This window comes from Paenibacillus sp. 203 (assembly GCF_037027525.1).
Taxonomy (GTDB): domain Bacteria; phylum Bacillota; class Bacilli; order Paenibacillales; family Paenibacillaceae; genus Paenibacillus; species Paenibacillus polymyxa_B.
In genome coordinates this window covers 92,997-118,729 of the sequence record NZ_JAXCHD010000002.1, presented here as the reverse complement: position 1 = coordinate 118,729, position 25,733 = coordinate 92,997, and the positions used below count along the sequence as shown (strand labels likewise).

The 25,733-nt window shown below is 45.8% G+C and carries 26 protein-coding genes and 2 pseudogenes; 25 read left to right on the top strand and 3 right to left on the bottom strand.

Translation table 11 applies throughout. The features are described 5' to 3' along the window. Positions 1–3: 3 nt before the first annotated feature. Genes WA407_RS03675 through mnhG form a run of 3 tightly spaced genes read left to right on the top strand, consistent with a single transcriptional unit; the run spans position 4 to position 1,125 of the window. Positions 4–480 carry a Na+/H+ antiporter subunit E gene (locus tag WA407_RS03675; RefSeq protein WP_061830356.1) on the top strand — a complete coding sequence of 159 codons (477 nt, stop codon included), beginning with the start codon at positions 4–6 and terminating at the stop codon, positions 478–480. Further along, a complete protein-coding gene (locus tag WA407_RS03670) occupies positions 480–773 on the top strand; it encodes a Na(+)/H(+) antiporter subunit F1 (protein ID WP_254329783.1) in 294 nt (97 codons plus the stop codon). Before WA407_RS03675 ends, WA407_RS03670 begins: the two co-directional genes overlap by 1 nt. Beyond that, positions 757–1,125 carry a monovalent cation/H(+) antiporter subunit G gene (gene mnhG, locus WA407_RS03665; protein ID WP_061830357.1) on the top strand — a complete coding sequence of 123 codons (369 nt, stop codon included), beginning with the start codon at positions 757–759 and terminating at the stop codon, positions 1,123–1,125. Before WA407_RS03670 ends, mnhG begins: the two co-directional genes overlap by 17 nt. A 419-nt stretch (positions 1,126–1,544) precedes the next feature. Here the strand turns inward: mnhG and WA407_RS03660 are convergent. Beyond that, positions 1,545–1,964, bottom strand: a pseudogene (locus tag WA407_RS03660) (multidrug resistance efflux transporter family protein); the annotation flags it as partial. 134 nt (positions 1,965–2,098) lie between these two features. On the opposite strand from WA407_RS03660, the gene WA407_RS03655 reads away from it, so the two are divergent. Next, entirely contained in the window at positions 2,099–3,286 is a 1,188-nt protein-coding gene (locus WA407_RS03655) for a GTP-binding protein (RefSeq protein ID WP_336076813.1), read from the top strand. Between the two features lie 5 nt (positions 3,287–3,291). On the opposite strand, the gene WA407_RS03650 is transcribed toward WA407_RS03655, so the two are convergent. Beyond that, complete coding sequence (locus tag WA407_RS03650; RefSeq protein ID WP_254329723.1) at positions 3,292–4,191, bottom strand: LysR family transcriptional regulator; 900 nt, start codon at positions 4,189–4,191, stop codon at positions 3,292–3,294. 93 nt (positions 4,192–4,284) lie between these two features. On the opposite strand from WA407_RS03650, the gene WA407_RS03645 reads away from it, so the two are divergent. The 5 genes from WA407_RS03645 (at position 4,285) to WA407_RS03625 (ending at position 8,522) form a co-directional block, all read left to right on the top strand. Then, the gene (locus tag WA407_RS03645; protein WP_254329724.1) at positions 4,285–4,614 is read left to right on the top strand and encodes an antibiotic biosynthesis monooxygenase family protein; all 330 of its coding nucleotides are present in this window, start codon (positions 4,285–4,287) and stop codon (positions 4,612–4,614) included. A 225-nt stretch (positions 4,615–4,839) separates the two neighbouring features. After that, a complete protein-coding gene (locus tag WA407_RS03640) occupies positions 4,840–5,853 on the top strand; it encodes an ATP-binding cassette domain-containing protein (RefSeq protein WP_254329725.1) in 1,014 nt (337 codons plus the stop codon). After that, positions 5,850–6,665: an ABC transporter permease gene (locus tag WA407_RS03635; protein WP_254329726.1), complete on the top strand. Its 816-nt coding sequence runs from the start codon at positions 5,850–5,852 to the stop codon at positions 6,663–6,665. Before WA407_RS03640 ends, WA407_RS03635 begins: the two co-directional genes overlap by 4 nt. Positions 6,666–6,726: 61 nt before the next feature. After that, on the top strand, positions 6,727–7,401 hold the full coding sequence (locus tag WA407_RS03630) for a response regulator transcription factor (RefSeq protein WP_235308204.1): 675 nt from the start codon (positions 6,727–6,729) through the stop codon (positions 7,399–7,401). Beyond that, positions 7,398–8,522 carry a sensor histidine kinase gene (locus WA407_RS03625; RefSeq protein ID WP_235308205.1) on the top strand — a complete coding sequence of 375 codons (1,125 nt, stop codon included), beginning with the start codon at positions 7,398–7,400 and terminating at the stop codon, positions 8,520–8,522. The genes WA407_RS03630 and WA407_RS03625 overlap by 4 nt, the downstream gene beginning before the upstream one ends. An 87-nt stretch (positions 8,523–8,609) precedes the next feature. On the opposite strand, the gene WA407_RS03620 is transcribed toward WA407_RS03625, so the two are convergent. After that, entirely contained in the window at positions 8,610–9,479 is an 870-nt protein-coding gene (locus tag WA407_RS03620) for a DUF421 domain-containing protein (protein WP_254329727.1), read from the bottom strand. 272 nt (positions 9,480–9,751) lie between these two features. On the opposite strand from WA407_RS03620, the gene WA407_RS03615 reads away from it, so the two are divergent. The 16 genes and pseudogenes from WA407_RS03615 to opp4C all read left to right on the top strand — a co-directional run bounded on the left by WA407_RS03615 (position 9,752) and on the right by opp4C (position 25,720). After that, positions 9,752–10,021 (top strand): glutaredoxin family protein, encoded by a 270-nt coding sequence (locus WA407_RS03615; protein ID WP_061830367.1) that lies wholly within the window; start codon positions 9,752–9,754, stop codon positions 10,019–10,021. Between the two features lie 41 nt (positions 10,022–10,062). Continuing rightward, the gene (locus WA407_RS03610) at positions 10,063–11,403 is read left to right on the top strand and encodes an LLM class flavin-dependent oxidoreductase (protein ID WP_336076812.1); all 1,341 of its coding nucleotides are present in this window, start codon (positions 10,063–10,065) and stop codon (positions 11,401–11,403) included. A 17-nt stretch (positions 11,404–11,420) separates the two neighbouring features. Then, complete coding sequence (gene ssuE, locus WA407_RS03605; RefSeq protein WP_029519116.1) at positions 11,421–11,951, top strand: NADPH-dependent FMN reductase; 531 nt, start codon at positions 11,421–11,423, stop codon at positions 11,949–11,951. Positions 11,952–12,058: 107 nt separating this feature from the next. Then, the gene (locus WA407_RS03600; protein WP_336076811.1) at positions 12,059–12,949 is read left to right on the top strand and encodes a LysR family transcriptional regulator; all 891 of its coding nucleotides are present in this window, start codon (positions 12,059–12,061) and stop codon (positions 12,947–12,949) included. A 160-nt stretch (positions 12,950–13,109) separates the two neighbouring features. Further along, a complete protein-coding gene (locus WA407_RS03595) occupies positions 13,110–13,961 on the top strand; it encodes a transporter substrate-binding domain-containing protein (RefSeq protein ID WP_028542376.1) in 852 nt (283 codons plus the stop codon). Positions 13,962–14,037: 76 nt separating this feature from the next. Continuing rightward, complete coding sequence (locus tag WA407_RS03590) at positions 14,038–14,817, top strand: amino acid ABC transporter permease (protein ID WP_165175477.1); 780 nt, start codon at positions 14,038–14,040, stop codon at positions 14,815–14,817. Then, on the top strand, positions 14,814–15,524 hold the full coding sequence (locus tag WA407_RS03585) for an amino acid ABC transporter permease (RefSeq protein ID WP_061830372.1): 711 nt from the start codon (positions 14,814–14,816) through the stop codon (positions 15,522–15,524). Before WA407_RS03590 ends, WA407_RS03585 begins: the two co-directional genes overlap by 4 nt. Next, positions 15,521–16,273, top strand: coding sequence for an amino acid ABC transporter ATP-binding protein (locus tag WA407_RS03580; RefSeq protein ID WP_025722945.1), 753 nt, complete (start codon positions 15,521–15,523; stop codon positions 16,271–16,273). The genes WA407_RS03585 and WA407_RS03580 overlap by 4 nt, the downstream gene beginning before the upstream one ends. 15 nt (positions 16,274–16,288) lie before the next feature. Beyond that, positions 16,289–17,305 (top strand): LLM class flavin-dependent oxidoreductase, encoded by a 1,017-nt coding sequence (locus WA407_RS03575; RefSeq protein ID WP_336076809.1) that lies wholly within the window; start codon positions 16,289–16,291, stop codon positions 17,303–17,305. Positions 17,306–17,361: 56 nt separating this feature from the next. Then, positions 17,362–18,519: an amidohydrolase gene (locus WA407_RS03570; RefSeq protein ID WP_336076808.1), complete on the top strand. Its 1,158-nt coding sequence runs from the start codon at positions 17,362–17,364 to the stop codon at positions 18,517–18,519. Between the two features lie 165 nt (positions 18,520–18,684). Next, positions 18,685–18,869, top strand: a pseudogene (locus tag WA407_RS03565) (dockerin); the annotation flags it as partial. A 326-nt stretch (positions 18,870–19,195) separates the two neighbouring features. Beyond that, positions 19,196–20,605: a discoidin domain-containing protein gene (locus tag WA407_RS03560; protein WP_336076807.1), complete on the top strand. Its 1,410-nt coding sequence runs from the start codon at positions 19,196–19,198 to the stop codon at positions 20,603–20,605. A gap of 252 nt (positions 20,606–20,857) precedes the next feature. Continuing rightward, positions 20,858–21,793 carry an ArsR family transcriptional regulator gene (locus tag WA407_RS03555; protein WP_322162028.1) on the top strand — a complete coding sequence of 312 codons (936 nt, stop codon included), beginning with the start codon at positions 20,858–20,860 and terminating at the stop codon, positions 21,791–21,793. A gap of 202 nt (positions 21,794–21,995) precedes the next feature. Continuing rightward, the gene (locus WA407_RS03550; protein ID WP_336076806.1) at positions 21,996–23,717 is read left to right on the top strand and encodes an ABC transporter substrate-binding protein; all 1,722 of its coding nucleotides are present in this window, start codon (positions 21,996–21,998) and stop codon (positions 23,715–23,717) included. Between the two features lie 107 nt (positions 23,718–23,824). Then, positions 23,825–24,778, top strand: a complete 954-nt coding sequence (locus WA407_RS03545; protein ID WP_336076805.1) for an ABC transporter permease — start codon at positions 23,825–23,827, stop codon at positions 24,776–24,778. A 15-nt stretch (positions 24,779–24,793) separates the two neighbouring features. Then, on the top strand, positions 24,794–25,720 hold the full coding sequence (gene opp4C, locus WA407_RS03540; RefSeq protein ID WP_061831923.1) for an oligopeptide ABC transporter permease: 927 nt from the start codon (positions 24,794–24,796) through the stop codon (positions 25,718–25,720). The last annotated feature ends 13 nt before the right edge of the window (positions 25,721–25,733 follow it).

The window sequence follows — 25,733 nt, the reverse complement described above, 5'->3', positions numbered from 1 at the left end:
AAGATGGTCTTTCAAATATTATTAAATCTGATGATTGCGTTGCTGTGGATGCTACTTAACAACGACTGGTCAGGGTCGCGGTTCACCATGGGCATTCTGCTAGGGATAGCCATATTGCTTGTTTTGCGTAAATTCCGTCCAGAACCTTTCTACCTGAAGCGCATATGGGCCATCCTGAAGCTGCTACTTCTGTTTATGCGAGAGCTGATCGTTTCCAGCTTTGCGGTTATCCATCATATTCTCCGCCCGAAGCTGACCATCCGCCCAGGCATTTTTGTCTATGAGACTGCCCTAAAGTCAGATTGGGAGATCACTATTTTATCGTGCCTCATTTGTCTAACACCAGGAACGCTCACTCTGGAAGTATCCGAAGAAGGTCAAATGCTGTATATTCATGCCATGGACATACAGGACGCGACACTGCTTTCTGAGCAAATTAGAGGGACATTTGAAAAAGCGATCATGGAGGTGACACAGTGATAGTTTCGGCACTTTTGGCTGCATCACTGGCTATTCTCTCCTTAGCCATATTAGGTTGCTTGTACCGTTTGATTAAAGGACCGACCCGTCCAGATAGGGTAGCCGCACTGGACACGATAGGTATAAATCTGCTAGCTATGATTGCTGTGATCTGCATGCAGCTGAGGACACAGGATTTTATTGAGATTGTTCTTGTTATAGGAATCCTGACGTTTATAGGAACAACGGCGTTGGCGAGATATATAGAAAGAGACGCCGTCATAGATACTGGGGGGGATGAACTTGATCGGTGAGTTGCTTATTGCGATCCTTGTTTTATTCGGCGCTCTGTTCTGTGGATTGAGCGCGTTTGGATTGATTCGGCTGCCAGATGTTTATTTACGTTCTCACGCCGCAACCAAAAGTGCAACGCTTGGCGTGCTTTGCGTATTAACAGGAGCCTTCCTTTATTTTTTGTTTTATGTAGACGTGGTCAGCATCAAATTACTGCTTGCCATTGTGTTTGTCTTTATCACTTCTCCCGTAGCCGGACATCTAAATGGAAGGGCTGCCTACCGTTCGGGAGTCCCTTTATGGGGGAACAGTGTTCAGGATGATCTGGCACCGATATTGGAACAAAATACATCTTCAAAACAACCAAAATGAAAGCAACCCATAGTGCGGGATTTGCGTCATATCCGTCTGGATTGATAATAAATGTGGAGGGATCATGTGCACAATATTATTTCAGTCCAGCCGTATTACAAAGCGGAAAGGATCGTAACTCCGTTAAAACAGGAAACAGTCATTCATCGCCGAGTTTTACACTTGTATACAACTAAAATTGTATCAGCGTACCGGGAGTTTTCTCTCAATGAGGTATATGATATATCGTTTAAAAGTATCGGGCAGGGTCATGGTGTTCTTTATTTGCATACGAAACAAGGCGTATTTCCTTATACTGTAGAATCAGATCCTAAAGACTTTATAAGCGAATTCAAAAAAAATGTAGAAAAGTAAGATTGTTCGATTCAAGAAATTTGAAAAGACCGCATCTATTTTGCGGTCTTTTTTAATGCCTGAAGTTACATAAAGCTTTTAGCATCTGTAACATAACTGTGTAGAATCATGCCGAAGATGACGATGAACATACAGATCCATGATAAAGGAGATGGAATTAGAATAGACAGAAAGATTAATTCTCCCATTAATGCAAAAAGCACTTCCAGAGATTGTGTCGCTTCTACCGTCACCAGCTTTTGCATATTTCCACGAACCTGATTTGTAGCTTTAAAAAATAAAACCGTAGCGACCACCCCTGAAAACACAGCTACCAAAGCAGACTGAATCGTCTGATCCTTACTTGGCATTCCCGCGCTGAAAACTCCATATAACGAAAGCAATAACCAGAAGGGCAAACTGGCTAAAGTCATCCCGTGCACACGCTGATAGGCTTCTAACCGCCCCGCACAGACTTCCATCATTTTGCGATTACCTAATGGATAGATTATTCATTTCAAGAGTTTCTTCACAGTTGACAAGGCAAAAGGGATGCTGTATATTACTGAAAGTTAATGTTAATAGTAATTATTACGATTTAAAAGAATGAAAAGTTAATATTCAAGGGAGCGTACCAGCGATGAATAAGAAACCAATACCGGTAACCGTGTTGAGCGGATATTTGGGTGCAGGAAAAACAACGATTTTGAATCATGTATTAAACAATCGGGACGGAATGAAGGTGGCAGTTATCGTCAATGACATGAGTGAAGTGAATATAGATGCCGAGCTGGTTAAAAAAGAGGGCGGCTTGTCCAGAACAGAAGAAAAACTGGTCCAGTTGTCTAATGGTTGTATTTGCTGCACATTGCGTGAAGATTTATTACTGGAGGTCAAGAAGCTGACGGAACAAGGCGAGTTTGATTATATTTTAATCGAATCTACAGGTATCAGTGAGCCCGTGCCAATCGCTCAAACCTTTACGTACGCCGATGAAGGAACTGGCATTGATTTGGCTTCGCTGGCAAAACTGGATTGCATGGTAACCGTTGTTGATGCGAACCGTTTCTGGCATGATTTTGAATCAGGAGAAACGCTACTGGATCGTAGGCAGGCTACTGGTGAAGACGACACGCGTGATATCTCGGACTTGCTGATTGACCAGATTGAAACCTGTGATGTATTGATTTTAAATAAGTGCGATCTGGTTCAGCCTGTGGAGCTAGACAAGCTGGAGGGTGTGCTGCGGAGATTACAGCCTGAAGCCCGAATCATTCGAACTTCCAAGGGAAAGGTCGCTCCTTCGGACATTTTGAATACAGGGCTGTTCAATTTAGACAAAGCTAGTCAATCCGCTGGATGGATTCGGGAGCTGAAGCTTGAAAGCCATACACCGGAAACAGACGAATATGGGATCAATTCCTTTGTATATCGCCGTAGAAGGCCATTTCATCCTGCGAGATTGGCTGAATTTATGAGCTACTGGCCGGAGGAGGTCGTTCGCGCCAAAGGTTTGGCCTGGATTGCTACCCCGCAGGATTGGGCAGCGAGTATTAGCCAGGCAGGACCATCTATTCAATTTGGCCCTGCGGGAAGCTGGCTTGCTGCGTTATCTGAAGAAGAACGGCAGGAGATCGTGGCAGCCGATCCTGAGGCTCTGGACCATTGGGATGAACAATGGGGCGACCGCATGAACGAAATCGTCATGATAGGTATCGGAATGAATCGACCGGACTTGGAAGAAGAGCTAGATGAATGCCTACTGAACGATAACGAAATGGATATGGATTGGTCCAGTTTTGAGAATCCGCTTCCTTGGCCGACATGATGAAGCTAGTTGATCCATTCAGTAATAAAGTCCATACATTTTTTAGCGGCTGGAGAAACATTTTTTAAGGAAGCGGTAGCGATACCGATAGTACGGGAATGCCTTTCGTCCAAAGGTCGAATAGAGATGTCGTAAGGAATGTGAGACAGGATCATTTCAGGAAGAATACTCACGCCTAGGCCATTCTGCACCATAGCCATAATCGCATGGTCATCTTCTAATTCATATTTGATTTTAGGTGACATATTATGCTGTGAAAAAATATTTCTTACATCCGTGTCACAGCCTGCAACAGGCATAATGAAAGGCTCATCTCTGAGCTGTTCTACTCGAATTGAGGCTTGCTTTCCAAGAATATGATCGGAAGGAAGTAGACAAAGCATGCTTTCTTCTTTTAATGGCAACGCCTCTAATGCGTCTAACGTGGGTAGGTTCACAAAGCCGAAATCAGCTTCCCCACTGACTATCCAGCTCTCAATTTCATGGTAGTTCCCATCGAGCAGTTTTATTTCAATAAGAGGAAACTGCTCATTGAATTTTTTTAGAATACGGGGCAGCCAATGAATAGAGACGCTTGAAAATGTGCCGATCTTTACGGTTCCGATTTCCAATCCTTTAATTAAAGCTACCTCTTGGTAGAGCTTTTCGTCCATTTGTACAATCTCTCTAAATCGCTTCATCAATCTTTCCCCGTTATTGGTCAATTTGATGCCTGAACGACCTCGGATCAGAAGAGTCAGCCCTAGTTCATGTTCCAATCCAGAGATCGCATGGCTGATTGCTGATTGTGTAAGATTTAAAACTTCCCCGGCCTTTGTGAAACTTCCCATTTCAACTACGCAAAGAAAAATCTTATATTTAAACAAATTCGTATTCACTCCTATTTTTTTATGAAATATATTCATGTATCATATCAGATATATTCATTTTTTTATTTAATATTTATGATTATAATCAAATTAAAGAAAGGTTATTTAATTTTGTTTTAGGAGGGGCATATGAACTCAATTGCTAAAACTCCTCGTCCGCCCTATTATGCGGCTATCTTTACTTCTGAACGTACGGAAGGAGATGGCGGGTACGGAGTGATGGGAGACAAAATGGTGGAACTGGCTGCCCAACAGCCAGGTTTTCTAGGTATGGAAAGTGTTCGTGACCACAATGGAGTAGGCATTACAGTTTCCTATTGGGAGTCTCTGGACGCTATAAAAAATTGGAAACATAACGAGCTGCACAAGGTAGCGCAGGAAAAAGGGAAATCCGAGTGGTATAAAACATTTGGTTTAAGAGTGAGCAAGGTAGAACGAGATTATTTTTTTACAGTGTAAATAGGTTCAATATCCAAGTTAGTGCTTAGCATGAAGCCGAATCTGGAAATAAAGGTTTTCCATTATTCATTAAAAGGACAAAGCCAAAGAAGTCCCATATAGGGACTTCTTTGGCTTCTCTGTCAGAAAGAAATTATCATGAATTTTGGAAAACGTAAACGGTTCTATTCATATTCAGTTCATAAACGTGGGTTATCCTCTCTATAGAAACCGTATAGGGAGGATATGAATGTGGATTATACAGACAGAAAAGAGACCTTGGCCATTGAAGCAAGGGGACTCGTTAAAGCTTTTGGTGATAAGTGTGCAGTTGACGGTGTCGATTTGAATGTACGTGCTGGCACGATCTACGGGGTGCTCGGTCCTAATGGAGCAGGCAAAACGACTACCATCCGAATGCTGTCAACATTATTACGGCCTGATAGGGGATCGGCCCGTATTTTCGGGCACGATGCAGTAAAGGAACCGCAGGTTGTGCGTCAATTGATCGGGGTGACAGGCCAGTACGCATCGGTCGATGAGTCGCTTAGCGCTACCGAGAACCTGATCATCTTCTCCAGGCTACTTGGACTGGGACGTGCCGAGGCGCGTCATAAGGCAGCGGAGCTGCTGGAGGAATTTGGCTTGGCCGAAGCGGCCAAACGACCGCTAAAGCATTTCTCTGGAGGTATGCGCCGACGGCTGGATTTGGCTGCAAGTCTCATTGCCAAGCCGCCGCTAATCTTCCTGGATGAGCCGACCACCGGATTAGACCCGCGCACGCGTGTCCAGATGTGGGACACGATCCGGCGTCTGGTCAAGACCGGTTCCACCGTACTGCTCACAACCCAGTATCTCGATGAGGCGGATCAACTTGCTGACCGAATCGCGGTGATCGATCGTGGTCGGGTAGTCGCTGAGGGTACGGTGGATGAACTGAAAGCGGCAGTAGGGGCGTCGACGCTGCAACTCAAAGTACAAAATCAACAGGACATTGAGAGGGCTGTTCAGATCGTTGAACAGGTGCTTTCAGTCAAGTCCAGCGTGTCAGTGGAAGCTGGAAAGATTATTTCTCCGATGGCCAATGCAGATCGGGTAACGGACCTGCTGATTGCCCTCCGTACTGGAGAGATTCGCCTAGCAGAGATGAGTGTGCAAAAGCCGACGCTTGACGAGGTGTTTTTGTCCATCACTGGTCATGGAGCACAAGTAAACAAGACGTCCCAAGGAGCGCATGCTGTGGAGGGGGCGAGAGCATGAAGAGTATTACTGCTATGACAGGTTCTGATCGCACATTGAAGAAGTCTGTGAGTTTCAGGCAGGCGTTCTCCAATTCCATGACGATGGCCTACCGGGGCATTCTAAAGATCCGGCATACTCCCGAACAATTGTTTGATGTCACGCTCCAGCCGATCATTTTTACCCTTATGTTTACCTATATCTTTGGCGGCGCCATCTCAGGAGACGTGCAGCATTATTTGCCGGTTATTATTCCAGGCATCCTCGTGCAGACTGTGATCTCGACCTCCGTCGTTACCGGCGTCCAACTACGTGAGGATATGAACAAAGGAGTGTTCGACAGGTTCAAGTCACTCCCAATCGCACGTATTGCGCCTTTGGCTGGAGCTCTTTTGGCTGACAGTATCCGGTATACTATTGCAACTGTACTTACCTTCGCCATGGGATATATTTTGGGGTATCAGCCAGGGGGAGGACTGCTGAGTGTAGCTATCGCCGCGCTTCTGGTCATTGTGTGTTCCTGGGCAGCCAGCTGGATTTTTGCCTTCTTTGGCGTGATTGCCCGCACTGCTTCTAGTGTACAGGGCATCTCCATGATTGTTCTGTTTCCGCTCACTTTTGTTTCCAACGCATTTGTGCCTGTCGGCACAATGCCTGGTTGGCTGCAGTGGTTTGTGAACGCCAACCCGATTTCACATCTTGTGAACGCAGTCAGAGAGCTTGCGAATACGGGAACGATTGGCGGGGAACTGGCGATCTCCCTACTTGGCGCTACAGTCATTGTGGCGATCTTCGCGCCGCTTACGGTGCGTGCTTATATGCGTAAAGCATAAGATGGCAGTCTTCTTGACGAGGACGAGAGATTTAAGGCAGAGTTAGTTAGGGGGGATTGAAATGGCACGTGTATTGGTCGTTGATGATGATCCGCATATTCGTGAACTGGTCGGACACTTTTTGAGAATGGAAGGACTGGAGGTAGTCGAGGCGGTGGATGGTTTGGACGCGATGCGCATTTTTGATCAAATCAAGGTCGATTTGCTTGTTCTTGATATCATGATGCCGGGAATGGATGGTTGGGAGCTGTGTCGTAAGCTGCGAGAGCAAACCGACCTGCCGCTGCTTATGCTTACAGCTAAAGGCGAGACGTCACAGATCGTGAAAGGTTTCGCGCTCGGAACGGACGACTATCTTGTCAAGCCATTCGACCCCATGGTGCTTGTCGCACGTGTGAAGGCTTTATTAAAACGTTATCGTATCATGGCTTCAAAATCAGTAACTGTCGGAGATCTTGTCCTGCGCAGCGATACATTTGAGTGTCGGGCTGGAGAGAAGGAGATTACCCTGCCGCTCAAAGAATTTGAGCTGCTCTTCAAGTTGGCCAGCTATCCTGGCAAAACCTTTACCCGCGACCAGCTGATCGAACAGATCTGGGGTTATGATTATGAGGGAGACGAAAGAACGGTTGATGTCCATATCAAACGCCTTCGGGAACGATTTCCGGAGGCAAGCCACTCCTTCCGGATCAGTACGATCCGGGGATTGGGTTATCGGCTGGAGGTACGGCAATGAAGAGGGAACCGGGGTTACTCCATATTCTTGCGAGAGTCCTGCTGGTAGTATTGGTGCTATATCTTAGCTGGGCTGCCGCGTACTTTATTATGGAGGCGATCTATTCGCACATGTCATGGGCTCCCCATGGTTTGTTCGTCTTTCTTATGAATACGACGCTAGGCTTTTTCTTCTTCGGTATTATCAGTATGACGGTAAGGCGTTTCTTCCAGCCTAGAGAACAGCACGCTTTTACCGAAATGATCGATGCATTAAAACGTATTTCGCAAGGAGACTTTCACATTAACCTGGATTGGGACCTCGGCGGGCGGAACGGAAAACATCGGAGGCCGCATCCTTATGTACAGTTGGTGGACAGCATCAATGATATGGCTGCAAATCTGAAGGCTATGGAAAAGCTGCGGGAGGAGTTTATATCGAACGTATCCCATGAAATCGGCTCACCGCTGACCTCGATAATCGGATTCGCCAAAGCGCTCAAGGACGAGAATCTGAATCGTGAGCAGCGAGATCGGTATTTGACGATCATCGAGACGGAGTGTATTCGTCTATCCAAGCTAAGCGATAATCTCATGAAGTTGGCGATTCTGGATTCGGAGCGGCATCCGTTTCGTCCATCCCTTTATCGGCTGGACAAGCAGCTGATTTCGCTTATTCTCGCCTGCGAACCGCAATGGGAGGCTAAAAAAATCGAGATGACTGTTGAGGTGGATATAGTTGAGGTCAACGCAGACGAGGATCTGATGGGCCAGGTTTGGGTGAATCTTCTTCACAATGCCATTAAATTTACACCGCAGGGTGGAAGCATATCTGTTTCTCTTTCAAGTAACGGTGATCAGGCGGTTATCTGCATTGCGGATACGGGACAGGGCATCAACGACCAGGATCAGCAGCGAATTTTTGAACGATTTTATAAAGCAGACCAGTCACGGGCCCGAACTGCAGGAGGCAGCGGCTTGGGACTGTCCATTGCTTATAAAATAACAGAGATGCATACTGGCTCTATCTCTGTATCCAGCAAGGTGGGAGAAGGAACGGTATTTACAGTTATGCTGCCGCTGCGCCAGAAAGTAATGGAAGGCAGCAGCAACTGTGAAATGTACACCGGCACAGTAAGTTAAAAAGGAGCGTCTTCAAAGCCATAAACGGCTGAAGGACGCTCCTTTTTAGTTCCCATGCTTCTACTCTTATGGCATATGCGTATGTGCTTAGGACTTAGATGTATTTAGCGGCTGCATCTCCTGTATAGCTTCTTTCAAGCTTTGTGAGCATTGCTCATATAGCTGTTTTCTTTGTTGCTCGCTGGAACCAGATGCGAGTTTTTGCAACTCCGTTGTGCATTGTTCCAGCAAAGTCAGCACGGCTTGATTCGAATCCTGCACCTTGCTTAGCTGTACATTATCACTATATTGATCGATGTATAGTTCTCCTTGCGGGTCCACCTGTGCGAAAAACACATCTTTGACCGTTAGGCTCTTTTCCTTTAGCTTTGCATCCAGCCATTGTTGAGTGATCCCCATATATGCCATTTGTTGCTCCATAAGTTGCCCATCCATAATGACGGCTGTGGGTTCCTTCTCCGGTAATTGCTGTATATTCAGATCCTTAAGCGTCACGGCCTGCTTGTCTTTGGTCAGCAGCACGTTGATCGCACCACTGGTCTCCATAATGGCAAATTCCACGTCTGCCACCTTGAATACATTTTTACTCCGCAGCTGCTCCATGAGCTCATCTAGCGTTAGCCTTTCCTTTTTCATATTATCCTCTAAAATTTTGCCGTCTTTGATCAGGATTGTCGTCTTTCCATCTGATAAATCTCTGACTTTCTTGCTTTTAATTTGTAAAAATTCAATACCAAGTGTTGTAAGTACCCATACGGCTAACGACACAGTCCCCAAGTACCAGGAGGATTCACGTTCCAAAGGAATTGAAGCCGCCAAGTTACCGATGGTGATTCCAGTTATATATTCGAACAAGGAAAGCTGCGATACCTGTCTTTTTCCAAGAATCTTGGTAATCACAAAAAGAATAACGATAGCTAATAACGTACGTAAAGCTACAATGGACCATTCCTGCATTTGTTCAACCTCATTTCATTTCACCACAAGGGCGCTATTATTCCAAGGATGTCCGCACCAGGGTCCATTTAAACTTCAAATTATCTGAATTTAGATAACTTGACTACCAATTAACCGATTAATTACGATATAAAATTAAAATTTTCTATCGTTGAATTAGCAATGTCTATTACACAAGCGATTGACGGAAAAGGGGCAGCAGGATACATTATAAATATAATTCTTATTTAATTCATCGGGATTATAAACATTAAGCTCACGGAGGTATGTATATGTCGTCCAAACCTAAAGTTGTATTGTGGAGTAAAACCGGCTGTCATTTTTGTGGAGAGATCAAATCGTACCTGGAATCCCAAAATCAGCCGTATGAAAATATCCAAGTGGACGGAAATGATGTGCTGCGTGACGTGCTGGAGACCAAATATGGTATTCGTTATGTCCCTGTCGTCGAGGTAGGCGGGGATAATAAATATGAAGCACTGCTCAACCCGGATCTGGAAGAGTTGGGTAAAGTGCTGGAAAGTTACAATCAAGTGGTATAAGCCGACGGGAAATCATTATTTTCAAGAGAGGTGGAAGAGTTATGGCTAAGAATAGACAAATTAAATTTGGTGCGATTATCCACGGTGTTGGGGGAAGCATAACGACTTGGCGTCACCCTGAAGTACCTGCGGATGCGAGTGTTAACTTTGAATTTTATAAAACGCAGGCGCAAAAGGCAGAGGAAGGGAAGTTTGACCTCGTATTTATCGCAGATGGCCTGTTCATTAACGAAAAATCCATTCCCCACTTTCTGAACCGTTTTGAACCAATTACGATTTTGTCCGCTTTGGCTGGGGTGACGAAGCATATCGGACTGGTCGGCACACTGTCGACTTCCTATAGCGAACCGTTCACGGTAGCACGCCAGTTTTCTTCCATTGATCATATTAGCGGAGGTCGTGCAGGCTGGAATGTGGTGACTTCCCCGCTGGAAGGCTCTGCCCTTAACTTTAGTAAAGGCGAGCACCCGTCGCATCCGCAGCGCTATAAAATTGCAGAGGAATATTTGCAGGTTACCAAAGGACTGTGGGACTCGTGGGAAGAGGATGCGTTCGTTCGTGATAAGGAAGCCGGCGTATTCTTTGATCCTGAAAAGCTGCATACATTGAACCATAAAGGCGAGTTTTTCTCTGTGCAGGGTCCGCTGAACATTGGACGATCCAAGCAGGGACAGCCGGTTATTTTCCAGGCAGGTTCCTCGGAGGATGGCAAAAACCTGGCCGCCAAGGAAGCGGATGCTGTATTTACAGGACATGAAACGTTAGAGGAAGCGCAGCAGTTTTATCGTGATGTGAAAGAACGTGCGGTACGTTATGGTAGATCCGAAGAGGATATTGTCATTTTGCCGGGCATTTCGCCGATTATTGGCAGCACGACGGAGGAAGCGGAACGTAAGTATGAAGAGATCACGAATCTGGTGACGATTGAGGCTGCGTTAAAGTATTTGGGACGTTTCTTCGATCATCATGATTTCTCACAATATCCGCTGGATGAGCCATTCCCTGAGCTTGATGGTATTGGCAGCAATGCGTTCCGCAGCGGTACAGATAAAATTAAACGAGTAGCCAAGGAACAAAATTTGACCTTACGCGAGGTTGCATTGCGTTCAGCTACACCGAGAACCTCTTTTATCGGAACCGCTGAGCAAGTAGCGGATCAAGTGCAGGAGTGGTTCGAAAGAAAAGGGGCAGACGGATTCATTATTGGTTCTGATGTGCCATCGGGTCTGCATGACTTCGTCAATCTGGTTGTGCCTATTTTGCAGGAACGCGGTATTTACCGTCAGGATTATGAATTTAGCACACTGCGTGAAAACCTGGGCGTGCCTATTCCTGAGAACCGCTATACAGCAGCCAGATCCAAAGTGAAGGTTGACGCATAACAGAAGGAGGGAAAAATATGTCCAAGGTTGTCATCCTATCAGGCAGTCCGTCTACACAATCCCGTTTATACGGCTTGATTAACTATACAACGGAGCAGTTGCAGCAGGCTGGAGCGGAGGTCACATTACTGAATGTGGTCGACTTGCCAGCGGAGGATCTGGTCACAGCTAACTTTAACAGCCCCGACGTCACAGCATCACTTGCATTGATTGCAGCAGCGGATGCCGTTATTGTGGCTTCTCCAGTCTATAAGGCGTCCTATTCAGGGCTATTGAAAATATTCCTGGATTTGGTTCCGCAGGAGGGGCTAAGAGGGAAACCAGTCTTGCCTTTATTTATCGGAGGTACACTGGCTCACCTGCTGGTCATTGACTATGCCTTGAAGCCGGTTATTAATGCACTGGGCGGAAGACATATTCTTGGCGGGGTGTATGCAGTGGATCAGTGGGTCGAACGTCTGCCAGATGGAGCATACGGGTTGTCGGAAGAATTGGTTGCACGGTTGGAACGTTCTGTTAAAGAACTAAATGAGCTATTAAAATTATAGATATTTTCAATATTTCCATTGACAGGTCGTTCAGTGAGTTTTATGATACAAAAAACCAAGTTAACTTATTGGATAAATGTATATAAAACTTACTGGGGGACTTGCGTATGAATATCGAGAATATGGAAGCCTTTGTATACGTGAATCATTATGGGAGCTTTAATAAGGCTGCAGAAGCCTTGTTCTTGTCCCAGCCCTCTGTTACAGCCCGGATTCAGACGCTAGAGCGCGAGCTAGAATGCAAGTTGTTCGACCGCCAAAGCAAGCAAACGGTTCTGACGGAGGATGGACGAAAGTTTCTTCCTTATGCGGAGCAGATGCTTCAGGTGCTGCAAAAAGGGAAACAAAAGCTCCAACAGCGTAAGAAAGCCCCTCAGCAAATTCGAATTGGTTGCACGATATCGGTGTCGAACTACATCATTCCTGAAATATTAAAGCAGCTTCGTGCCCGTTATCCAGAGGTTAACTACAAAATTGTGACGGCTACGACGGATCAACTGGTACATAAACTGTTGAACCGTGAGGTAGACATTAGTTTTGTCCGTAAAGTGATGCATCCGGCTATCCGTACGCTTGCTTTTTATGAAGATCCGATTTCCCTGTATGTATACGACGGCCATCCGTTTATGAAGACAGGAAAGGCCAGCATACAGGATATTCAACGTGAAACACTGGTGTTTTTTGAATGCGGATCATTAGATTGGATGAGAATCCATCGCGCTTTTGAATCACTGGAGCAGCCACCGGACATTGCTTTTCAGGTAGACAATGTGGTCACGGCCAAAAAGCTGGTATTGGAGGAAGCGGGTATTGCCTTTTTGCCGGATGTCTGTGTGAACCGTGAAGTAAAAGAACAGAAACTGTTCCGTATCCATGTTCCAGAGGTAGCTGGGGTGTCGATGCAGATTAGCATAATAGCGACCAAAGAAGACTGTGCAGTGACCTCAGATTTTGCAGATGCACTGACAGAAGGTTTCCGGGGTGCTTTTTTGTTATAGAAAAGTTCTATGGCTTGATGGATTGACGTATAGGTTTCCAGGTGTTAAATTAATCACATCCTAAAACCAATTAAACTTATAGGAATTATTAATTATTGGATGTTGTAGCTACCATGTATGTCGCAAACTGCTGATATACAAAGAGATGAGGGGGATTCATATGAAAAAGTGGTTTGCAATATTGTCTGTTATGGCAATCATCCTGGTGTTGGCAGGCTGCGGTTCCTCAGATAACGCGTCTAGCGCGTCAGGTTCAAGCGGAGACGTGAAGAAAATTATCGTAGGCACAGGTACTCAATTCAAAAATGTATGCTTTATTGACGAAAACGGAAATTTAACAGGTTTTGATGTGGAGCTGATTAAGGAGCTGGACAAGCGCCTGCCTCAATACGAATTTGAATTCAAAACGATGGACTTTGGAAATTTGCTGCTAAGTCTCGATGCCGGCAAGATTGATCTGGTATCGCATCAAATGGAAAAAAACCCGGAGCGCGAGGCCAAGTATCTGTTCAACAAAAATCCGTATAGCATTTTTCTGAACAGAGTCGCTGTAGCGAAGGATAACAATACCATTCATTCAATTGATGATTTGAAAGGGAAAAAGGTACTCACCAGTCCAACCAGTAATGCGGCGTATGTGCTGAAAGAGTATAACAAAACCCACGGAGATGCCCTGAATATCGTTTATACGAGTGGTGCAGCCAATGATACGGTACAACAAATTACGAGCGGCCGTATAGATGCTACCGTTACGACAGACTTTGCGAACCGTTTTAACACCGATGAAAAAGGAGAAGTAGCTCTGAAAACCGTTGGTGATCCTTTGACTCAATCGGATGTACTGTATGTACTGAACAAAAATGAGCAAGGGTTGGCGGATGACCTCGACAAAGCCATTCAGGAAGTGAAGGACGACGGTACGCTGTCGAAGCTGAGCATTAAATGGCTTGGAGAGGATTTCACTAAGTCTCTGGAAGATGTGAAAAAAGAAGGTAGCAGCAGTAAGAAGTAAGGATAGACGTGGACATTTCAGCGGTCAGGGTACTCTATGTATTCTGGCCGCTGATGTATAGAAAGGAGGCAGGCATATGAGCAGAGAGTTCAATATTGACTATGTTTTTAGCTTTATCCCGAAAATGCTGTCTTACTTACACATCACCTTGTTTATTGTGGCAAGCTCGCTTGTATTGGGGCTTATCATTGGTCTGTTGGTTGCGCTGCCTCGCATGTATAACATTCCATTTCTCAAACGTGTTTCTCAAGTGTATGTTTCCTTTTTTCGCGGAACCCCTATTCTAATCCAATTGTTTCTGGTGTATTACGGCCTGCCAGAGCTACTAAAGCTGGTGGATATCAATTCCTCCAGATGGGATGTGCTGTGGTTTGCCGTAGCAACCTACGCGCTCAATAGTGGAGCCTTTATTTCCGAAATTATCAGGTCAGGAGTAGAGGCTGTAGATCGGGGGCAAATCGAGGCTGCACAGTCCGTCGGCATGTCAGGCTATCAGACCTTTACACGTATCATTATGCCGCAAGCGCTGGCTGTCGTGGTTCCGGTATTTTCCAATCTGGTGATTGGCAATCTGAAGGATACTTCGCTGGCATTTACGATCGGAGCGATGGAGATGACAGGGAAATCACAGACATTAGGGGCGGCTACCCAACATTTTGTTGAAACCTATATCGCGTTATCCCTTATCTATTTGGTGATCAGTCTGATTTTACAAAAATTGTTCAAGGTGCTGGAAAATACGCTTCTCCGGCATGAGCATCGGGATGCAGTACAGAAAGAACCCGAAAAACGAAAAAGCTTTGTGGTGCGTTACCTGAGAAGTCCCCGTCTTAGTAAAGGAGGTAAAGGCATATGAGTCTGGATTTTGGCTTTATATATACTGCCTTTTTAGGGTTGTTCTCCGCGTTGCCCAACACCTTAATTATTACGGTGGTTTCCGTACTGGCAGGGTTGGTCATCGGTATTATAACGGCGCTGGCGCGAATCTATAAGGTTCCTGTGTTGTCCCAGATTTCTCACGGTTACGTTACCTTTATCCGTGGCACACCGATGCTGATGCATTTGCTGCTTATTTATTTCAGTTTGCCTTTGTTGATTGATGCGGGAGCGAAGCATTTCGGCTGGCCGCTGCAATCCAAAGATGTTCCTTATATGGTATTTGCACTCATTTCGTTTTCCATTACCAGTGGCGCGTATATGTCTGAGGTCGTCCGTTCTGGAATTCAATCGGTCAACAAGGGACAAATCGAGGCGGCTTATGCCGTCGGTATGACGACGTGGCAAGTGCTGAGACGGATTGTATTTCCGCAGGCGTTCGTGGTGAGTTTGCCAAACCTGACGAATTCCGTTATTGGGATGCTTCATGGCTCTACCTTGGCCTTCACGGTTTCGGTCACAGAAATCCAGGCACAGGCTGAGATTCTGGCATCTACTAACTGGAAATATTTAGAGGTATATATTGCAGCTGCACTGCTATTTTGGGGCTTGACGGTATTGATTGAACGAATATCCGGCTTGGTAGAGAAAAAAATCAATGTGTTTAATGGAGGTCGAGCATCATGATCCGTCTGCAAAATATTACGAAGTCGTTCGGCAAACATGAAGTGCTCAAAGGCATTGATTTGACCGTGAACAAAGGCGAGGTCGTCGTTATTTTAGGCCCGAGCGGTTCAGGTAAAACGACTCTGCTACGCTGCATTAATTATCTGGAGAAGCCGAATGATGGGGAAGTCAGCATTGGCGATTTTACAGTGAACTGCAAGCGACCTGCGAAGAAGGATGTTTTGGCTCTACGTCAAAAGACGGCTATGGTTTTCCAGCAATACAATTTGTTCAAGCATAAAACAGCACTGGAAAATGTCATGGAAGGACTTGTCGTTGTCCGCAAGGTCAAGCAGGAGGAAGCGAAAAAAATCAGCATTGAAGTACTGGAAAAGGTCGGTCTGGGTGAAAAGCTGAATCATTATCCAAGCCAGCTGTCTGGCGGGCAGCAGCAGCGTGTCGGCATAGCACGTGCTTTGGCGCTGAACCCGGAAGTGATTTTGTTCGATGAGCCGACTTCGGCGCTGGACCCTGAATTGGTGGGTGAGGTGCTGTCGGTGATCCGCAAGATTGCGAAGGAAGGCATTACGATGATTGTCGTTACACATGAAATGGGCTTTGCGCGCGATGTTTCAAATCATGTGGTATTTATGGATGGCGGTCATATTATCGAGGAAGGCACACCGGACGACATTTTTAACCACCCCAAAGAGGAACGTACCAAACAATTTCTGAAACGGATTACACCGGAATATAACTATTCAATTTAGACGGGAGAGGGAGACATGAGTATTAAAATCGGAGTATTGGATCAAAGCCCTATACACGAGGGGGAAACGGCAGCGCAGGCCCTTCGTAATACGATTAAGCTAGCACAGCGTGTAGAGGAATTGGGATTTACGCGCTTCTGGGTATCAGAGCATCACGATTCCGAGCAGGTTGCGGGCTCTTCGCCAGAGGTACTCATTTCCCATTTGCTGGCACGCACTGAGCGTATTAAAGTCGGTTCTGGTGGAGTGATGCTTCAGCATTACAGCCCATATAAAGTAGCTGAAAACTTTAATGTGCTGTCCTCTCTTGCACCGGGTCGCGTAGATTTGGGAATCGGACGCGCACCGGGCGGGTTGCCGAAATCCACACAGGCGTTACAACGAAACATTCATGATGCGCCTTCTCTCGAAGAAAAAATTGATGAAGTAAGTCGCTATATTCATAATATTCCGTCTGAAGAAGGACCGTTAGCCGGGTTACAGGCGAATCCGATTCCAGAAATACCAGCAGATATTTACGTTTTGGGTACAAGTACAGACAGTGCTGGAATTGCTGCGCGTTTGGGGTTGCCCTATGTTTTCTCGCAATTTATCAATAGTAATGAGCAGGTTGCATTGGATTCATTCCGTACGTATCGGGAGTCTTTCGATTATAGTTATGGACGTGAGCCGAAAGCTCTTTTTGCGCTTTCAGTCATTGTAGCGGACACTTCCGAGGAAGCTGCGGAGTTAGCAGGTGAACACAAGCTGTACAAAATTCATCTGGCCAGTGGCAAGACGGCTACGGTGGGCACGCTGGAAAGTGCAGAAGAGTTTGGCAAGCAATCGGGTGAAGAATATACAATTGAAGCTACACAAGCGCAAATTAACAAAGGGAATAAAGACGAAATCTATGCAGTGCTGACGGAAATTCAAGCGAAGTATCAGGCCGATGAGCTGATCGTTACGACAGGAATAAGAGATATACACAAGCGTGTGCGCTCGTTCGAGTTGTTGCATGAAGCTTTTGCCGGATTGCCTGTGCAGTCCTAGATGTTGTTGGTCTGAGAGAATTGTAACTATTTTGGGTTCACGAAGGAGGAATAGGGATGAGTGGATCAACCGGGACGAAGGAGCAGGTTTTGGAGCAGAAGTTGGTGGACATTCGCCGCCATCTGCATCGAAATCCCGAGCTATCTAACGAGGAGGTTGAAACTACCGCCTTTATCCGCCGTCTGCTGGAAGAACAGAACATAACCATTTTGGATGTGCCGCTGCGTACCGGATTAGTTGCGGAAATCGGCGGACAGCAGGAAGGGCCAACTGTTGCGCTTCGTGCAGACATTGATGCGTTGCCCATTCAGGAGGAGACGGGATTGCCTTATGCTTCGGTGCACCCCGGCAAAATGCATGCCTGTGGGCATGACTTTCATACCGCATCCCTGTTAGGAGCAGCCATACTCCTGAAGCAGCGGGAGCAGGAGCTGAAAGGCACGGTTCGGCTGGTGTTCCAGCCAGCCGAGGAAAAGGCCAAAGGCGCTGCCCAAGTGCTGGACAGCGGTGCGTTGGCAGGGGTGCAGGCCATATTTGGCCTGCATAACAAGCCGGACCTGCCCGTAGGCACGGTCGGCATCAAAGAAGGTCCGCTAATGGCAGCGGCAGACGGTTTTTACATCGAGGTGGAGGGTCTGAGCACACATGCGGCAGTGCCGCATGCAGGGATTGACCCCATCGTGGTATCGTCACATATCATTACGGCGCTGCAATCCATTGTGAGTCGGAGCGTTAATCCGCTGGATAGCGCGGTCATTAGCGTCACGAAGCTGCACAGTGGCAACGCCTGGAACATCATTCCAGACCGCGCCCATTTGGACGGAACCATTCGCACATTTGACGAGAATGTTCGCGCCCAGGTGACTGAGCGCTTCGAGCAGGTCGTAAAAGGCGTTGCCGATGCTTTCGGCACGAAAGCGACCATCCGCTGGATCGAGGGTCCGCCGCCTGTGCTGAACGACGGTAAGTTGGCCGCCATCGCGGAGGAGGCGGCAGAAGTGGTCGGTCTCGACGTGGTTCGTCCCATACCATCCTCGGCCAGCGAGGATTTTGGGTTTTATCAGAAGAACATCCCCGGTGTATTTGTCTTTGTCGGCACTGCGGGAAGCCAGGAATGGCATCATCCTGCCTTTGATCTGGACGACCGCGCGTTGCCCGGAACAGCGAAGCTACTGGCTTCACTGGCAGATTCGGCATTGATATCCATAGAGTAGGAGTGCGAGCCTAGTCTATGGATAAAATATCCCCTCCTTGTAGAGGGGATATTTTTGTTTGACGCTGTATCATTCCAATTATAGTATAATTTTGTAATTTTATTTAAAATCAAGAGTGGGTGTAATAAGAGAGTAGGATTTGTCCTTTTAGATTGTCTCGTAAAAATAAAAGGTAGCTCAACCAACCGTAAAAATTTGATTTTGGTCAAATCTATGCGGGAAAAGGAACGCTAAATTATGTAGTGCGTTGGCAATCCTTTAAAAATATCACTCTTCAGCAGCGTAAAGATAGGGCTTCCATGCTGAGTCGGCAAATCAATAATTGGAATAAGCAGTTGAAAGGGTATGATAAGGCGGAGCCAGCGGGGATTGTGGAATTGATTTAGTGAATAAACGGTTTTTTCATTTTATAAAATACTAGTTTTGTACATGCAAAGGGTATGTGTATATTCCAATATACAATTAAAATGACTAATTTAAATCATTAAGGAAAATATTGACGATTCAATAATCCAGTGATAATATGATTTGTGATTATTTACAAAAAACGACAAGGAGAATTGATAGTGTACTCTTGATCTCCTAGATTTGTTCGTAAATGCGAAAAGAGAGGTGATAGAGATCATCGTTTCAAGAAAACTACTGTAATAATACAGATGGATATGGAGGTACATACATGTTGAACAGAAAAGGAATGGTGATGGCTTCTTTTTCAGTAGTCATTGCTAGTTCACTACTGATGGGAAACGCTAGTTTTGTATCAGCGGATTCTCATCTAAACGGGGATTCTGTAATTGCGGCAACGGGTGATTCGACATTGGCTGACATGCCAGCTTATCTCAAATCATCGGTGGAATGGGTTTGGAAGAATAGAATGTTGACCGAAGGCTCGACGGCGCGTAAAAATACGATTTTTGATCAAATTTTTGCGGGAAAAGGGACTCTTAATTATGTTATACGCTGGCAATCCTCTAAGCCCGTTACACTGAAGCAACGTCAGGATATTGCTAGAATGATAGATCGGCAGATAAACCAATGGACAGATCATCTACAAGGATATGACGGCTGGCCCTATAAGAATATTAAAGTAAAAGTGGTAGGCTGGGCTGTTGCCGATCCTTCACTGCTCCTAGACAAGCAGCCTGACGAGGTCATTTATACGGATACCATTACAGATACACTAGCTTCTGAAAAACCGGAAATTCCTGCCGCGCTTCCCGTTGCACCTAATGAAATATCGCGATTTGAACATTTTTCGAACCCAAACTATTCGTATCCGGGTGGATTGGATAAACGCTTTGATATGTATCTCTGGGCCACAGAAAATTTTGGCGGGGGAGCCGGCGGCGACTGGGGACAGCGTATGAATGATGAATACGTTCTGAGTACGGTGAATTCGGATGAGATTGAGATTACTGAACATGAAATTGGGCATGGATTTGGATTAAACGATTTTTATGAAGAACATGAGCGTCCACCAGGTGGATTCCCAACGAACACTATTATGTGGGCCGGTAATTCCGATCATATCACCGACTGGGATATCTGGATGCTGCGTTATACCTGGAGTCAGCTCAAAAAAGATACTTCTCGTTTCCCAAGCGTGACTAACGGCGATGAGGGTCCCATCGATCCATCACCTGATGAAAACGTAAACATTGCGCCAGCTGCAACGGTCAGCACTTCTTATACTTCGCCTTGGGAAAATGTGAGCGCGCTTAATGATGGATTTGACCCAATCAGCTCTAATGATCGAAGTCATGCCGTGTATGGTAACTGGCCTGAGACGGGTACACAATGGGTCCAATATGATTTTGATCAAGAATATACGTTATCCCAAACGGATGTCTATTGGTTCCAAGATGGCGCTGGCGTTGATGTTCCTAAATCTTACAAGATTAAGTATTGGAATGGTCGCAGCTGGTCTAATGTCAAGCAGGCTAATGGATTGGGTACTTCGGCAAACCAGTATAATACAACTACTTTTACGCCTGTAAAAACAACGAAATTAAGAATTGAAATGGTATCCAAAGGTTCAGCATCCACAGGAATATTAGAGTGGAAAGTAACAGCTAACAAACTTTAAACATCATATTATTTATCTAAAGGTTGTCTCCTGCGATTATTTGTGGGAGACAACCTTTTCTAATTCATAGCTGAACAGTTAGAGTCTGATGAGATCAGGCTTTTTTTGCGCCTTGATTATGGTGCTTGTTTACGTTCATATTTGTATCTGTGTTTTGCTACATTCTCGTATGAATGGATCACTAAGAATGAACGGGTGTACGATAGTATGTATAATGGACATCAGATATGAAAGAAAAGAGGACAGAAAGCGATGAGTCACGACGTGAATGCTCCTTACGATGTACATGTAGCATATGGACCGGTGTTTGAGCTGCTCAGCAGCTTACACACCTTTATTTGCCGCAAGGCTTACAAGAAGACCGATTTATCAGCCGAGTGGGCGGAGCAAGTGCGTGGAACGCTGTCTCCAGGTTTGTCCGAATTGCTGGAGTCCTTGGAAATCAATGCAGATTGGAAGGTTATTTATGGACTCGTCTGTATGCTTTCTGATCAGGGGAACGTTGAAGAGGTCGTAGACCGTCTGGAGAACCGGACTGTACAGGAATTAAACGAACAGGCATCAGCCTATGGGATACCGCTGCCTGACGACATGGAGAAGCTTCGCAAACTTGCATTGCAGCTGCTATCCGGTTGGGATAAAGAGTATTTTCGTCATGTGGATACAAGGATTCTAAGCGGGCTGAAACAGGAAGCGGAACGTAGAAACCGGGAGAAGGGCGCATATAGCTCTATGGAGTGGGTGGATCGTACAACAAATGGCTTCCGATTCGAGCCTTCCGAAGGGCTGACGCAGGTGTTGCTGGTACCGCAATATCATTTTCAGCCGATAAATATTATTTATCGATTTGGGTCGCTCCTGTTGTGCCATTACTCGGCAAGAATTTATGTTCAGGAGGACGATTTTTTATCCCCACAGGAATATCGAATGATCCGAAGCTTGGGGGAGAAGAGCAGGCTCAAGATTTTAAAATATTTGTACCAAAGCCAGTCTCCACGCACCTTTATTGAGATTGTCCGTCATCTCAAGCTGTCCAAGGGAATCACGCACGACCATATTTTTAAGCTTCGTGCCTCTGGCTTCATCCATGCACATTTTGACGGTGAAACATTGCTCGGCTATAGCGCACGGCTTTCGGCAGTAGATGAAATGCAACGGAGCATCCTGGGCTATATGGAGCGAAATTAGGCTGTACGCACCAGTTAGACTTTAACACTTTAAACAAATAGACGTCGACCATTTGGAATCCAGATGAGTGGACGTCTATTTTTTTACATAAAAAATGGAGTTCTCTCTTTACAGAACCGGAATAGATTCCTATAATGAGATTTATCTTATTAATTACAACTTGTTCGATCGGAATTTACTAAATTAACTTGGGGGGATTATTTTGAAAAAGAGAATCATTCTACTCAGCAGTCTACTTCTGGCAAGTTCTACCTTATTAGCAGCTTGCTCTAGTGGTGGATCAGATAGCGCTAGCGATGCTGCTTCGCAAAATAGTGATGCCGCACAGACAGCCGCTACAGCGCAGCCATTAACAAGTCTGGTACAAGCTTCTGATTTATCCAAATTGCCGGAAGTGTCCCAAAAGAGAAGCGACACGATTATTGTTGGTCTGACTGACCCAGCTGGGGTGTTTACTCCGTATTTTAACCAAAGCGGCTATGACGGCAACGTGATTTCGCAGTTGTGGACTCCGCTGGTCACGGTAGACGAGAAGGGGCTTCCGCTGCCCAATCTGGCTAAGAGCTGGGATATTTCCAAGGATAATCTAACGTATACGTTTCATCTGGTTCCCGGTACAAAATTCAGTGATGGCTCTCCTTTGACAGCTGAGGATGTCGCTTTTACCTGGACGTTGATCTATGACAAAGCCTATCCTGGTGACAGCCAAATCCGAAAGCTGAACATTAAAGGCGGCAAAGACTATACGGAAGGCAAGGCAAAACAAATTGCAGGAATCAAGGTGATTGATGAGCAGACCATTTCTGCGACGTTGGAAAAACCAAACGCGCTGGCTCTGCCGATTCTGGGTGAGTATGTACTGTCCAAAGCCTACTACGGCAAGGATTACAAGTTCGGAGAGCTGGATTATTTTAAAAATCTACATAGTAGCCCTCTGGGAAATGGGGCTTATAAGTTAGAAAAATTCATTCCGGGGCAAGAAGTTCGTCTAGAGGCGAATGATTACTTTTTCAAAGGCAAACCGAAAACACAGCATTTCATTTATAAAACAGCAGAAGGCGACGCTTGGCAATTCATAGAAACAGGCGATACCGATTTTGCTCAATTCACCGCAACTCAGGAAAATATCGACAAACTAAAAGGGCTTGGCTTTTTAAACATTTTGCCGTATACCCCTAGCACTTACGGATATTTGCAAGTAAATCTTGAAAATGAAAAGCTTAAGGATAAAAAGGTTCGTCAAGCATTGACCTATGGACTGGATCGGAAAAGCATTTATGTCGACGCAGCTCAGGGAGCAGGGGCGGTCGCAAACATTCCAGCTTCCCCAATATTCTGGTCTTACACGACCGATGGAATCAATCCATACAACTACGACCCGGAGCAAGCGAAAAAGCTGCTGGATGAAGCGGGTTGGGTAGAAGGTAGTGACGGTATCCGTGAGAAAAACGGACAGAAGCTGAGCATTCACCTGCTGACCTCTAAACGTCCAGAAACAGACACCTTTATTGCGCTTGCGGCTGAAAATTACAAAGCGATTGGTGTTGACCTTCAACCGGAAATCTTTGCAGACTTTAATGCAATGGTCGCCAAAGTGGAAGGTAAAGATTATGATCTTGCCGCCTTCTCGACAGGCATGCTGACAGATCCATCAGATGGAATCGAGCAATTCGTCAATGGAGAAGTCAAGGGATATAACAATCCAAAGGTAAAAGAGCTATATGAAAAAGGCTTGTCTACAACGAATATGGAAGAACGGAAGAAAATATATCAAGAATTATATGTGCTGCTAAACGATGAACTGCCCGTTATTTTTACCAACTATAAGAAGACGGTGTATGCCTACAATGGTCGGATGGAACATGTAAAGGTCAGTCCGTTCATTGGCTTGTCTGGTAATCTGTTCGAATGGTCCCTTAAATAAGCCACATTTGCGGGCCCCTTGTGAAGAACATCAGGTTCAGATCAAGGGGCCTCCCAAATGGGGGAAACGTAATGAGTAGCCTGACCTTGAATTGAAAGGAGTCTGTCATGAGCTCGTTTTTAACGAAAAGACTGACGTATATGGTTATTATTTTGTTGGCCGCTTCGATGATGATTTTTTTCCTGTATGCCATGACACCGGGAGATTTCATTAGCGGCAATCTGAAGCTGTCGCCAGAGAGAAAGGCGGAGCTGAGGGGAATTTACGGCCTGAATAAGCCTATTCTTGAACGCTATGGAAATTGGCTGGGCAATGCGTTGCACGGCAATTTTGGTTATTCGCTTGCTCAGCAGAAGCCAGTGCTGACCTTATTTAATGAGTATATCTGGAACTCGTTTTTGTTGGCCGTTGTATCGACCTTCCTGACCTGGTTTATCGCGGTCATTATCGGTGTGGTTGCTGCTTATAAGCAGTATTCATGGTTTGATACTTTGGTAATGGTGGTGATTTTCGCTGCCATGTCTGTGCCCTCCTTTTTTATCGGGTTGTATCTGATTAAAATTGCAGCGGTTGACCTGAAGTGGTTGCCACCCGGTGGCATGATCAATACGGGCAGTAACGCTACAGGTATGGAATATGTGAAGGAGGTTCTCCAGCATATGACCTTGCCAGTGATCGTTATGACGCTGCTGGGACTGGGGTCGTTGACCCGCTACTTCCGTAGCAATATGATCGACGTGATCCAGCAGGATTATATACGCACAGCCCGTGCAAAGGGCTTAAAGGAAAGAAAGGTACTTTTTACGCACGCATTGAGAAATGCATTGCTGCCTGCCATTACGCTCGTTGGCTTCGAATTACCTGCGCTGTTTGGCGGGTCCCTGATTATTGAAAAGATTTTTAATTGGCCAGGAATCGGTCAGTTGTACATGCAATCCTTTTCGCTCCGGGATTATCCGCTACTTATGGGCTTTACGATGCTGATTGCCATATTGAGCGTTATCGGGACACTGTTGTCCGATATTTTGTATCGCATCGCGGACCCGCGTGTGAAAGTGTAAGAAGGGGGCTAAGGAATGTCATCCGTGAGCAGTAATTTGAGCAAGAGCAACGGCAGACTGCGAACAACTGTTAAATCTTCAATGTGGCAGCAAGCGCTCCGGCAGCTGTTCAGAAACAAGCTTGCTATGGCTGGTCTGCTCGTCGTGGTATTTATGTTTTTGCTTTGTTTTATCGGTCCGTTATGTTCTCCTTATTCCGATAATAAAACAAATATATTAATGATGAACAAGGCGCCCAATATCCATCACTGGTTAGGAACAGACAAACTGGGGCGGGATGTGCTGACACGTGTGATGCAGGCAGGTCAAATTTCTCTTACCGTGGGTTTGGCTTCAATGGTATTGTCAGTCTTTTTGGGGGCTACGCTGGGGGTCATATCCGCATATTTTCGCGGGATTGCGGATCAGATCATTATGCGCGTTGCTGATTTGCTGCTGACGATTCCCAGTTTGCCGTTGCTATTTATTATGGGCGCGCTGCTATCGGACTGGAAGGTTCCACCCGATCAACGGATGTATATTGTCATGCTGATGCTTAGTCTGGTCAATTGGCCGGGGATTGCACGGATGGTGAGGGGCCAGATGCTTAGTTTACGGGAACGTGAATTTATGCAGGCCGCAACAGTACTGGGACTATCGAATCGCCGAAAGCTGTTCAAGCATCTGCTGCCGAATATTTTGCCGTTGTTGATCGTTATTGCTACGTTGAATATTGGCGGAGCCATCCTGAGTGAATCTGTACTCAGCTTCTTTGGTCTTGGTGTGCTGCCCACGACACCGACTTGGGGCAATATGATTGATGCCGCCAACAATGTGCTGGATTTTCAGCAACGACCTTGGTTGTGGATACCGCCAGGCCTGTCTATTTTTGCTACTGTCATCGCTATTAATATTTTTGGTGACGGGCTGAGGGATGTACTTGACCCGAAACATAAGAGGTAGGTGATCATACACC